Annotated in this window: 11 protein-coding genes; 8 read left to right on the top strand and 3 right to left on the bottom strand. The window is 67.6% G+C overall.

What is annotated here, in order from left to right; all coding sequences use genetic code 11:
* Positions 1-172: 172 nt before the first annotated feature.
* Positions 173-1,009, top strand: a complete 837-nt coding sequence (locus P7B02_RS19520) for a carbon-nitrogen hydrolase family protein (RefSeq protein ID WP_277788036.1) — start codon at positions 173-175, stop codon at positions 1,007-1,009.
* Between the two features lie 9 nt (positions 1,010-1,018).
* Positions 1,019-1,456, top strand: a complete 438-nt coding sequence (locus P7B02_RS19515; RefSeq protein WP_277788035.1) for a DUF1178 family protein — start codon at positions 1,019-1,021, stop codon at positions 1,454-1,456.
* Between the two features lie 69 nt (positions 1,457-1,525).
* Here the strand turns inward: P7B02_RS19515 and P7B02_RS19510 are convergent, their stop codons facing one another.
* Together P7B02_RS19510 and ubiG are read right to left on the bottom strand one after the other, a co-directional pair.
* A complete protein-coding gene (locus tag P7B02_RS19510) occupies positions 1,526-1,819 on the bottom strand; it encodes a glycine zipper 2TM domain-containing protein (protein ID WP_277788034.1) in 294 nt (97 codons plus the stop codon).
* A gap of 62 nt (positions 1,820-1,881) precedes the next feature.
* A complete protein-coding gene (gene ubiG, locus P7B02_RS19505) occupies positions 1,882-2,628 on the bottom strand; it encodes a bifunctional 2-polyprenyl-6-hydroxyphenol methylase/3-demethylubiquinol 3-O-methyltransferase UbiG (protein ID WP_277788033.1) in 747 nt (248 codons plus the stop codon).
* A 117-nt stretch (positions 2,629-2,745) separates the two neighbouring features.
* Between ubiG and P7B02_RS19500 the strand changes: the two genes are divergently transcribed.
* The 5 genes from P7B02_RS19500 (at position 2,746) to P7B02_RS19480 (ending at position 8,260) form a co-directional block, all read left to right on the top strand.
* Entirely contained in the window at positions 2,746-3,870 is a 1,125-nt protein-coding gene (locus P7B02_RS19500) for an alpha/beta fold hydrolase (protein WP_277788032.1), read from the top strand.
* Positions 3,871-3,997: 127 nt separating this feature from the next.
* Positions 3,998-5,245, top strand: a complete 1,248-nt coding sequence (locus tag P7B02_RS19495; protein WP_277788031.1) for an aspartate kinase — start codon at positions 3,998-4,000, stop codon at positions 5,243-5,245.
* Between the two features lie 92 nt (positions 5,246-5,337).
* Complete coding sequence (locus P7B02_RS19490; RefSeq protein ID WP_347276670.1) at positions 5,338-6,273, top strand: DMT family transporter; 936 nt, start codon at positions 5,338-5,340, stop codon at positions 6,271-6,273.
* A 95-nt stretch (positions 6,274-6,368) separates the two neighbouring features.
* Positions 6,369-6,740 carry a hypothetical protein gene (locus P7B02_RS19485; RefSeq protein WP_277788029.1) on the top strand — a complete coding sequence of 124 codons (372 nt, stop codon included), beginning with the start codon at positions 6,369-6,371 and terminating at the stop codon, positions 6,738-6,740.
* Positions 6,741-6,853: 113 nt separating this feature from the next.
* Positions 6,854-8,260 carry a M20/M25/M40 family metallo-hydrolase gene (locus P7B02_RS19480; protein ID WP_277788028.1) on the top strand — a complete coding sequence of 469 codons (1,407 nt, stop codon included), beginning with the start codon at positions 6,854-6,856 and terminating at the stop codon, positions 8,258-8,260.
* Between the two features lie 9 nt (positions 8,261-8,269).
* On the opposite strand, the gene P7B02_RS19475 is transcribed toward P7B02_RS19480, so the two are convergent.
* Complete coding sequence (locus P7B02_RS19475) at positions 8,270-9,202, bottom strand: alpha/beta fold hydrolase (protein ID WP_277788027.1); 933 nt, start codon at positions 9,200-9,202, stop codon at positions 8,270-8,272.
* A 184-nt stretch (positions 9,203-9,386) separates the two neighbouring features.
* Here P7B02_RS19475 and clpB point away from each other — a divergent pair, with 184 nt between their 5' ends.
* Positions 9,387-11,969 carry an ATP-dependent chaperone ClpB gene (clpB, locus tag P7B02_RS19470; protein WP_277788026.1) on the top strand — a complete coding sequence of 861 codons (2,583 nt, stop codon included), beginning with the start codon at positions 9,387-9,389 and terminating at the stop codon, positions 11,967-11,969.
* Positions 11,970-11,981 lie beyond the last annotated feature (12 nt).

Genomic DNA, 11,981 nt, shown 5'->3' with positions numbered 1-11,981 from the left:
GGCGTTGGTTGCGGGGGGGGGGGCTACACCCCCTCGCCCCCCCGGCTAGGCGGGGGTGGGGCACCAGGCGCAGCTGGGGGGCGGGGGCGACCCCATCCACTGAGTCCAGTCACGCCCCCTCCACCGCTATCGCGGTCCCCCTCCCCCGTTGCACGGGGGAGGAGTTGTTCCGATGACCGTCCGCGTCGGCCTGATCCAGACCCGCACTCCCGCCAGCCACGTCGCCAGTCTGGCGCAGATGGAGCCCTTGGTCCGCGATGCGGCAGGGCAGGGGGCGCAGCTGATCCTGACGCCCGAGGGCTGCAACATCCTGCAGAAGGACCGGGTGAAGCTGCTGCCGCAGCTCACCCCTCTGAAGGATGATCCGGTGGTGCAGGGGCTTCAGGCCCTGGCCCGCGAACTGAACGTCTGGATCGACGTCGGCTCGGCCCTGGTGAAGCGCGAGGACGGCAAGGCCGCCAACCGCCAGGCCCTGATCGACCCGATGGGGAAGATCGTCGCCACCTACGACAAGCTCCACATGTTCGACGTGGACCTGCCCCCAAGGGACGGCAAAAAGGGAGAGACGGCGCGGGAGTCGGCTGTCTATGAGCCGGGCGAGCGGGCGGTGACGGCGCAGACGCCGTTCGGAAAGCTGGGCCTGAGCATCTGCTACGACATGCGTTTTCCGGCCCTGTACCGCGCCCTGGCGCTGGACGGCGCCAAGATGATGATGGTCCCGGCCGCCTTCACCCGGCCCACCGGCGAGGCGCATTGGGAGATCCTGCTGCGCGCCCGGGCCATCGAGACGGGCAGCTTCGTCCTGGCGGCCGCCCAGGGCGGCTTCCATGAGGATGGACGCGGCACCTGGGGCCGCAGCATCGCCATCGGCCCGTGGGGCGAGGTGATCGGAAAACTTGACCACGACGAGCCGGGCGTGTTGATCGCTGACCTCGATCTGGCGGCGGCCGACAAGGCCCGCGCCGCCATCCCCGCCTTAAAGAATGCGCGCGCCTTCGTCGGTCCCTAAATACAGCTCATGATCAAGTACGCGCTTTCCTGCGAGCACGACCACGGCTTCGAAGGGTGGTTCGGCTCCTCTGCCGACTATGACGACCAGTCGGCCCGTGGGCTGCTGGAATGCCCAGTGTGCGGCAGCGCCTGCGTGCGCAAGCAGATCATGGCCCCCGCCGTGGCCGGGACGAAGGCGCAGAAGACGGCGCCGTCCGACGGCGATCCGAAGATGCGCGAAATGATGATGGAGGCCATGGGCCGCGTCCGCGCGCATGTGGAGGAGAACTTCGACGACGTGGGCGACCGCTTCGCCAAGGAGGCGCGCGACATCCACGACGGCAAGTCCGAAGAGCGCGGCATCTATGGCTCGGCCACGCCGAAGGAGGTCAAGGACCTCGTCGCCGACGGCATCCAGGTCGCGCCGCTGCCGCCGCCGCCGCCCAAGAAGACGGATGTGAACTAGTCTCCGTCAGTCTTCCTTTGCTCTGATCGTGTCATCCTTAGTCACCGCCGGGAGTCTTCGAATTCTCTCCTAGCGGTACACGTACCGGCAGCGCTTGGCGTCCTTCTTGGCGATCTCGTGGCCCGCCACCGCGCCGACCACGCCGCCCAGCACCGCGCCTTCGGTCTTGGCGCCGTTGCCGGCCACCGCGCTGCCCAGCAGGGCGCCGCTGGCGCCGCCGATCAGAGTGCCCTTGTTGGCCTTGGACTTCTTGTAGTCGCAGACATAGACGCGCTTCTCCGGCGCGGCTTCGGCCTGGGCGAGGGGAGCGGCCGCCACGCCGATGGCGGCAAAGGCGGCGAGGGTGATCATCGAAAGGCGCATGGCGGCGTCTCCTCGGCTGAAAAGGTCAGCCTCGGAAACGCATGCTCAAGCTGAGGGTTTCCTCAGGCCGACCGCTTCACCGTCATCATGTAGTTGACGTCGCTGTCGTTCGACTGGCTCCAGCGCCCGGTCAGGGGGCTGTAGGACACGCCGAACGGTCCCGCGATCTCCACCGGTTCGCCCGCCAGGAAGCCGCGCACCTCCTCGGGTTTCAGGAACTTGCGCCAGTCGTGCGTGCCAGCCGGAACCCAGCGCAGGACGTACTCGGCGCCGACCTTGGCCAGGGCCAAAGCCTTGAGCGTGCGGTTCAGGGTCGCGACGATCATCAGGCCGCCGGGCTTCAGCAGGCGCGAGCAGGTGCGGGCGAACTCGCCCGGATCGGTCACGTGCTCGATCACCTCCATGTTCAGGACGATGTCGAACGGACCCACGCCATCAGCCAGCAGGGCCTCGGCGGTGCTGGCGCGGAAGTCGATCTCCAGCCCCTGCTCGGCGGCATGGGTGGAGGCGGTCTTGATGTTGCGCTCCGACGCGTCGACGGCCGTCACCTCGAAGCCCAACCGGGCCATGGGCTCCGACAGCAGTCCCCCGCCGCAGCCGATATCCAGCAGCTTCAGCCCCTCGAACGGCCGGCGCGCCTTCGGATCGCGGCCGAAATGGGCGCAGGCCTGATCACGGATGAAGTTCAGCCGCACGGGATTGAACACGTGCAGCGGCGCGAACTTGCCGTGCGGATCCCACCATTCGGCGGCGATGCGGGAGAAACGCTCGACCTCTTCCGGGTCGATGGAGGTGTAGGGCTGACTCATCGACAGCTATTCTAGCGGGGGCCTCGGCAAGTGACGAAGGTTTAATGCCAGAACACGCATCCGTCCGAGGTGCTCGATGTCTCCTCTATGTGTCGATACACATTGTTTGAGGTTCCCATGCGCGTAGTCGCCGTCGCCGCCTTGTTCGCCGCCTTCGCCGCCGCGGCCCACGCCCAGGCGCCGACAGCTCCGGCCGCTGATCCCTATGCTCCAGCAAAGGCGATCGTCGCCGATGTGCAGAAGATCGTGACCCCGAACGGCGTCAACGAGAACGGGCCTATGACCCTGGGCGGCGCGCGGCAATGGGTGTCGATCCGAGGCTCTGACCGGGCCAACCCCATCGTGATCTTCATCCACGGCGGACCCGCGGCGCCGGAGCTGCCCATGGCCTGGACGTTCCAGCGTCCCTGGGAGGACTACTTCACCGTGGTTCAGTGGGACCAGCGCGGGGCGGGCAAGTCCTACGCTCTCAACGATCCCAAGGCTATCGCGGCGACCATGACGGTCGATCAATATCGGGACGACGCCATCGACCTGATCGAGCAGGTCACCAAGAAGCTGGGCAAGCGCAAGGTCATTCTGGTGGGCCACAGCTGGGGAACAATCGTCGGCCTGTCGGTGGCCGCCAAGCGCCCGGACCTGCTGCACGCCTATGTAGGCGCGGGGCAGGTGATCAACTTCCGTGAGAACGAGCGGGTCGGGTTCAACGCCGTCCTCGCCGCCGCCAGGAAGGCGGGAAACGACGAAGCCGTCGCTGAGCTGGAAGCCCTGCAGCCCTATCCCGGTCCTGGTGATTTCGACACCAAGAAGATCGAGACCCAGCGCAAGTGGTCGATCCGCTACGGCTATCTCAGCGCCGGCCGCGACAACGCCCGCCATTACTTCCTGTCGTCACGCCTGTCGCCCGACTACGGGCCCGATGATCTGAAGGGCTGGTCGAGGGGCAGCGACATGGCGGTGGAGGTTTTGCTGCCCAAGTTGGCGTACGTGAGCTTCGACCACGTCCGTCGCCTGGAGGCGCCGACCTTCATGTTCCTGGGGCGCCACGACTACACCACCCCGGCAGAAGTGACGGAAGCGTGGATGAACAACCTGCGCGCCCCGAAGAAGCAGATCGTCTGGTTCGACCATTCGGCGCACCTGATGATGATCGAGGAGCCGGGCCGCTTCCTCTACGCCTTGCTCGACAAGGTGCGGCCGATCGCCGAGCGGGCGGAGCCGGGCGCGCCGAAACGAAACTGAGCGATTTTTACGCCTTCGCGCATTGCGGCGCCGCATTTTGGCGTCTAGAAGGCGGCGGCTTGCGTCGGGATTGGGCCCTCGGCGCTGAGCGCGCAATAAATAACCGCATCAAGGAACGACCGGTCTCATGTCCCGGCTGGTGATGAAATTCGGCGGCACCTCGGTGGCCGACCTCGAACGCATCCGGCGCGTCGCGCGCCTCGTGGCGGCCGAGGTGGCGACCGGCAAACAGGTGGCCGTCGTGGTCTCGGCCATGAGCGGCAAGACCAACGAACTGGTCGCGTGGACCGACGGCGCCGGCCCTGCCGCCCAGGGCATTCCCGCCTCGGACGCGGAGTATGACGCGGTGGTCGCCAGCGGCGAACAGGTCACGGCCGGCCTGCTGGCCATGACCCTGCGCAACATGGGCCATCGGGCGCGCTCGTGGATGGGTTGGCAGGTGCCGATCATCACCGACGACGCGCACGGCAAGGCCCGCATCGACGACATTCCCGCCGATAACCTGGTGAAGGCGTTCGAAGCCGGCGAGATCGCCGTCATCGCCGGCTTCCAGGGCGTGACCCGCGACAACCGCATCGCCACGCTGGGCCGTGGCGGCTCCGACACCAGCGCCGTGGCCATCGCCGCGGCCGTGGGCGGGGCCTGCGACATCTATACGGACGTCGACGGCGTCTACACCACCGACCCGCGCATCGAGAGCAAGGCCAAGAAGCTCGCCAAGATCTCCTATGAGGAGATGCTGGAGATGGCCTCCCTCGGGGCGAAGGTCCTGCAGACCCGTTCGGTCGAGCTGGCCATGGCCCAGCGCGTGCCCGTCCGCGTCCTTTCAAGCTTTGTCGAGCCGGGCGAAGCCCCCGGCCAGGGCACCATCGTGTGCGACGAGGAAGAGATCATGGAAAAGCGCATCGTTTCCGGCGTCGCCTACAGCCGCGACGAAGCCAAGATCACCCTGCTGGGCCTGCCCGATCATCCGGGTGTGTCGTCGAAGATCTTCGGCGCCCTGGCGGACGCCAACGTCAACGTGGACATGATCGTCCAGTCGCGGGCCCGCACCGCCGACACGGCGAACATGGAGTTCACCGTCGGCAAGCGTGACGCCCAGCGCGCGGTCGAGATCGTCCGCAGCCACCAGCCGGAGATCGGCTTCGAGGATGTGGCCGTCGACGAAGACGTCTCGAAGGTCTCGGTCATCGGCGTGGGCATGCGTTCGCACACCGGCGTCGCCAAGAGCATGTTCGAGGCGCTGGCCGCCAAGGGCGTGAACATCCAGGTGATCTCCACCTCGGAGATCAAGATCAGCGTGCTGATCGACGCCGCCTATACCGAACTGGCGGTGCGCGCCCTGCACGCCGCCTACGGCCTGGACCAACTCTAGGTTTCCGCTTAATCCCCGCGAAGGCGGGGACCCAAGCTGAGCGTCCGAATGGATCCCCGCCTTCGCGGGGATGAGCGGTCGTGGGGATGACAATGGCCTCCAATCGTCAGGCCCTGGGTATCGCTTGCGGCGTCGGCGCCGGGGCGCTCTGGGGCCTGGTCTTCCTCGGCCCGAAGATGCTGACCGGCTTCTCCCCGGTGGAGCTGTCGGCCGGCCGCTACCTGGCCTATGGCCTGGCCTCCCTGCTGCTCATCGCGCCCCTGTGGCGGCGGCTGGCGCCGCGCGTCACCCGGGCCGACTGGAAGGCCCTGTTCTGGCTCAGCCTGGCCGGCAACATCGTCTATTTCCTGTTCCTGGTGGTGGCGATCCAGAAGGCCGGCATCGCCGTAGCCAGCCTGATCGTCGGCCTGGTGCCGGTGAGCGCAAGTTTGTTCGGCCGCGGGCACGACTCCCTGAAGCTGCGCGACATGGCCGGCCCCCTGCTGGTGATCCTGGCCGGGGTGGCGGCCATCAATGTCGACCTGTTCAGCCATGGCGGCGGACCAGACGCCTCGACCCTTGATCTGGTCGTCGGCGTCGCCTGCGCCGTGGCGGCGCTGCTGTCGTGGACGGCCTATGCTGTCTACAACGCCCGTCATCTGAAGGCGCATCCGCACTTCACCAGTAATGAATGGTCCCTGCTGACCGGCCTCGTCACCGGCGGCCAGGCGCTGCTGCTGGCGCCAGCCTTCTTCATCGGGGCCAGCCATGGCATGGACGCCTATCCCATGTTCTGGGGCGTCTCGATCATCGTCGCCATCGGGGCATCGGTAGTCGGCAACGGCCTGTGGAACGGCGCCTCGCGCATGCTGCCCATGAGCTTGTCGGGCCAGCTGATCGTGTTCGAGACCCTGTTCGCCTTGCTCTACGGTTTCATCCTGGAGCACCGCACGCCGCGCGCCTTCGAATGGGCCGCCATCGCCCTGCTCATGGCGGGCATCCTGTGGTCGGCGGACAAGCACCGGACCGTGCCGCAGGCTGCGCACTGACTTCCTTCCAAAGATGAACCACACCTGAACTTGCGGGTTCAGATCGGGTTCAGGCCGGCTCTTTTAGGCTGGGGCCACACTGAAGGAGGACCGCTATGAAGCCGACCAAGTTCACCAAGATCGCTCTCGCCGCCACGCTTGCCGGTGCGGTGGCCCTGCCCGCCTCGGGCGCCTTTGCGGCCAGCCGCAAGACCGAGAACGCCCTGCTGGGCGCCGTGATCGGCGGCGTCGCCGGCGGCGTCATCGGTGACGGCAAGGGTTCGTCGGTGGCTCTGGGCGCTGTCGCCGGCGCCGCCATCGGCGCGGCGACCACCAAGGACAAGCGTCGCTACAACCGCAGCTACAACAGCCGCCCGGCCTATAACAGCTACGCCTATCGCAACAACGACCGTCGCGATCGTGGCTATTACAACGCCGGCTACCGCCAGGCCCAACGCGACTACGACCGTTACGGCTACTATCGCTAAGCCAACAGCACGGTCTGCATACCCAAGCCCCGTTCGCCCCGCGCGAACGGGGTTTTTCTTTGCCTGGCCCCGACTCCGCCCATAGGCTCCCGCTTCCATTTCGGGGGAAGCGTATGAACAAGATCGCCGTCGCGGCCGCAGCCGTCGCAGCACTCTCCACGGCCGGCTCGGCCCTGGCACAGGAACGTCCGGACCAGACCGCCTTCAAGGCCCTCTACAAAGAGCTGGTGGAGACCAACACCACCCTGTCCTCGGGCAGCTGCACCCTGGCCTCGGAGCGAATGGCGGCCCGCCTGAAGGCCGCCGGCTATGCCGACGCGGACATCCAGATCTTGCATCCGGCCGACCGGCCCAAGGACGGCAACCTGATCGTCACCCTGGCGGGCAAGAACCCCAAGCTGAAGCCGATCCTGCTGCTGGCCCACATCGACGTGGTCGAGGCCAACCGCGCCGACTGGGAGCGCGATCCCTTCACCCTGGTGGAGGAGAACGGCTTCTTCTACGCGCGGGGCTCGTCCGACGACAAAGCCATGGCGGCGGCCTTCACCGACAACATGATCCGCTACAAGCAGGAGGGCTTCAAACCCGCCCGCGGCCTGAAGCTGGCCCTGACCTGCGGCGAGGAGACGCCCGACACCTTCAACGGCGTCGAGTGGCTGCTGAAGACCCACCCCGCCGCGCTCGATTCCGAATTCGCCCTGAACGAGGGGGCCGGCGGCCTGCTGGACGCCAACGGCAAGCCGGTGTTCCTGGGCATTCAGGCGGGCGAGAAGGTCTATCAGGACTATACGCTGGAGACGACGAACCCCGGCGGCCACTCCTCGACACCGATCAAGGACAACGCCATCTACAACCTGTCGGCGGCGATCTCGAAGATCGGGGCCTATGACTTCCCCGTAGCGCTGAACGAAGCGGTGCGGATGAACTTCACCGAGCTGTCGAAGATCGAGCCGGGCGAGACTGGCGCGGTCCTGGCGGCGGTGGTGGCTGACCCGAACGATCCGGCCAAGGTCGCGGCCGTGGCCAAGAACCGCGCCCGCAACAGCATGATGCGCACCACCTGCGTGGCCACCACGGTCAACGCCGGCCATGCGCCGAACGCCCTGCCGCAGCGCGCCCGGGCCAATGTGAACTGCCGCATCCTGCCGGGCGTGAACCCCAATGATGTGCTGAAGACCCTGCAGGACGTCATGGGTGATCCGCGCATCAGCATCACTCTGGCCGCCAAGCCGAGCCCGGTGAACGTGCCGCCGCCGCTGGACGCCCGCATCACCGGCCCGGCCAAGGCGGTCGCCGCCAAGCTGTGGCCGGGCACGCCCCTGGTGCCGTCCATGTCCACCGGCGCCACCGACGGCCGCTTCACCAACGCCGCCGGCATCAAGACCTATGGCCTGTCGGGCATGTTCAGCGACGCCGCCGGCTCCAACGCCCACGGCCTGAACGAACGCATCCGCGTGAAGTCGCTCTATGAGGGCCGGGACTTCCTCTACGAAGTCACCAAGCTCTACGCGGCGAAGTGATCTGAAAAGCTAGGCCGCCACGGCTCCGCCGGCGGCGGCCTTTGCTTTCAGGGGCCAGGCAAACGTCGGCCAGGTCAGTTTCGGCAGCTGGAACAGCGGCCGCTCCACCGGCAGGCAGTCCTCCAGCAGGCGCAGCAGCGCCTCCGGCGGGCCGTCGTTCAGGAAATGATCCGCGCCAGGCACCGATACGAATCGAGCCGGCGTACGGGTCTTCGCATTGGCGGCCAGCCGCTCCGCCGTCTCCAGCGGGGCGAAGTCGTCGGCGTCGCCGTGGATCACGTGGACCGGCGCGCGCAGGCGGGCGAGGGCGATGCGCATCCGCTCCAGCTGGCCCGCCTGGCCCATCACCTCCAGCACCGCGTTGCGCAGGTCGCGGGGGATCAGCTTCAGCACCTTGGAGCCCAGCTTGACCAGCACACGCGCGGTGGGTCCCGGCTCGCCGAAGTAGCCGGACAGCAGGACCAAGCCAGCGAGGCGATTCTGGTCGGCGGCCTCCGCCATCAGGGTGGCGATCGCCGCGCCGTAGGACTGGCCGATCACCAGCACCTTCTGACCTTTCTGCGAGGCCATCAGCGGGGCCAGGGCCTCGGCCTGGGTGCGGATGTCGCCCACATATTCAACGGGCTCGCTGCCGGCGAAGCCGGGGCGGTCGACCACCACCATCTCGCGGTCCTGGGGCAGGGCGGCCAGGACCGGCGCCCAGTATTCGGCCCAGGACGGCGCGCCGGTGACGACAACATACTTGATCGGCGCGGGACGGTCGCGCGGTGTGGTCAGGGCGCTGATGCGCCAGCCGTGTCCGCCGCCGGCCTCGAAGGTCGTGCGGCGCACCAGGGTGTCGGGATAGCAAAGCGCCGTCGGCACGTGCTCGGTGCGGCCGGAGGCGGCGCTCTCGAAACAGGCCCAGCCCAGTTCCAGCACCCCCTTGGGACGCCGCTTCAAGCCCAGCCCGCCAGTCTTCGTCGGTTCCATAAACCCCGAACGCACGATCTTCTGCGAAGGTTCGCCAGACCGGGTTCGCGGGACCTTGTGTGGCCGCCTCGCCACACCCATCTTGCCCTTCGTACCGGTCGTGCTTCCTGCAAGGCGGCCGGTCAGATCCGCCTATTGAGGGGAACCCGTAACAGTGAATATCGACCTCTATTCCGACCGCGCCAAGCAGGCGATCCAGTCCGCCCAGAGTCTGGCCCTGGCCCGCCGCCATCAACAACTGGCGCCCGAGCACCTGCTGAAGGTGCTGCTTGAAGAAAAGGACGGCCTGTCGCGCGCGCTGATCGAAAGCGCCGGCGGCAAGCCCGCCGTCGTGGACGCCGCCGCCGAGGCCCTGCTGGCCAAGATCGCCAAGGTCGAGGGCGGTTCCGGCCAGCTCTACATGAAGCCCGACACGGCCCGCGTCTTCGCGACCGCCGAGGCGGACGCCAAGAAGGCTGGCGACGCCTTCGTCACCACCGAGCGCCTGCTGATCGCCATCGCCAAGGATGGCGCTGACGCTGCGAAGGCTCTCAAGGACGCCGGCGCCACGGCCAAGGCGCTGGAAGACGCCGCCGCCGCCATCCGCAAGGGCCGCACCGCCGACAGCGCCAACGCCGAGGAAGGCTATGACGCGCTGAAGCGCTACGCCCGCGACCTGACCCAGGCCGCCCGCGACGGCAAGATCGACCCGGTCATCGGCCGCGACGAAGAAATCCGCCGCACGATCCAGGTCCTGTCGCGCCGCACCAAGAACAACCCCGTCCTCATCGGCGAACCCGGCGTCGGCAAGACCGCCATCGTCGAGGGACTGGCCCAGCGCATCATCAACGGCGACGTGCCCGAGAGCCTGAAGGACAAGAAGCTTCTGTCGCTGGACATGGGCGCTTTGATCGCCGGCGCGAAGTATCGTGGCGAGTTCGAGGAGCGCCTGAAGTCGGTGCTGAACGAGGTCACCGCCGCCGAAGGCTCGATCATCCTGTTCATCGACGAGATGCACACCCTGGTCGGCGCCGGGAAAACCGACGGCGCCATGGACGCCTCGAACCTGCTCAAGCCGGCCCTGGCGCGCGGCGAGCTGCACTGCGTCGGCGCGACCACGCTGGATGAGTACCGCAAGCATGTGGAGAAGGATGCGGCCCTGGCCCGTCGCTTCCAGCCTGTCTTCGTCTCCGAGCCGACGGTGGAGGACACGGTCTCCATCCTCCGCGGCCTGAAGGAGAAGTACGAGGTCCACCACGGGGTGCGCATCAGCGACAGCGCCATCGTCGCCGCCGCGACTCTGTCCAATCGCTACATCACCGACCGCTTCCTGCCGGATAAGGCCATCGACTTGGTGGACGAGGCGTCGAGCCGCGTGCGCATGGCCGTGGACTCCAAGCCGGAAGAGCTGGACGAGATCGATCGCCGCCTGGTGCAGCTGAAGATCGAGCGCGAGGCCCTCTCGCGCGAGACCGACAGCGCCTCGCAGCAGCGTCTCGAAAAGCTCGAGGACGAGATCGACGACCTGCAGGGCAAGTCGGACGAAATGACCGCCCGCTGGCGGGCCGAGAAGGAGAAGGTCGGCAGCGCCGCCCAGACCCGCGAGGCCCTGGACCGTCTTCGCGCCGAACTGGCCAACGCCCAGCGCGCCGGCGACTTCGCCCGCGCCGGTCAGCTGCAGTACGGCGAGATCCCGGCGCTGGAGAAGCGCCTGGCCGACGCTGAGGCCGAGGGCGAGCAAAAGGCCATGACGCCGGAAGTCGTCGACGCCCAGCAGATCGCCGCCATCGTCTCGCGCTGGACCGGCGTGCCGGTGGACAAGATGCTGGAAGGCGAGCGCGAGAAGCTGCTGGCCATGGAGGACGCCCTGCGCGGCCGCGTGGTCGGTCAGGACGAGGCGCTGTCTGCCGTGGCCGACGCCGTGCGTCGCGCCCGCGCCGGTCTGCAGGACCCGAACCGTCCCATCGGCTCGTTCCTGTTCCTCGGCCCCACGGGCGTGGGCAAGACGGAGCTGACCAAGGCCCTGGCCGAGTTCCTGTTCGACGACGAGCACGCCATCACGCGGATGGACATGTCGGAGTACATGGAGAAGCACTCGGTCAGCCGCCTGATCGGGGCCCCTCCCGGCTATGTCGGCTATGACGAGGGCGGCGCCCTGACGGAGGCGGTCCGCCGTCGGCCGTATCAGGTCGTGCTGTTCGACGAGGTCGAGAAGGCCCACCCGGACGTGTTCAACGTCCTGCTGCAGGTGCTCGACGATGGTCGCCTGACCGATGGTCAGGGCCGCACGGTCGACTTCCGCAACACCCTGATCATCATGACCTCCAACCTCGGGTCGGAGTTCCTGGCGAACCAGGCGGAAGGCGAGGACGTGGAGGTCGCGCGGCCGCTGGTCATGGACGTGGTGCGCAGCCACTTCCGGCCCGAGTTCCTGAACCGGATCGACGAGATCATCCTGTTCAAGCGTCTCGGCCGGGCGGAGATGGACAACATCGTCCGCATCCAGCTGTCGCGGGTGGAGAAGCTGCTGGCGGACCGCCAGATGGCCATCGCCCTTGATCCGGCCGCCCTGCACTGGCTGGGCGACAAGGGCTACGACCCGGTCTATGGCGCGCGCCCGCTGAAGCGCGTGATCCAGAAGGAGCTGGTCGATCCCATCGCCCGCAAGCTGCTGGCCGGCGAGCTGGCTGACGGCTCGGTGATCGACGTGCATGCCGGCCAGGACGGCCTGGAGATCGGCAAGGCCGCAGTCCACTGACCGCTACAAAAG

It is taken from the genome of Caulobacter segnis (assembly GCF_029543125.1).
GTDB lineage: Bacteria > Pseudomonadota > Alphaproteobacteria > Caulobacterales > Caulobacteraceae > Caulobacter > Caulobacter segnis_D.
Note: the sequence above shows the minus strand (reverse complement) of the source record. Positions and strands in the feature narration are given on the sequence as shown.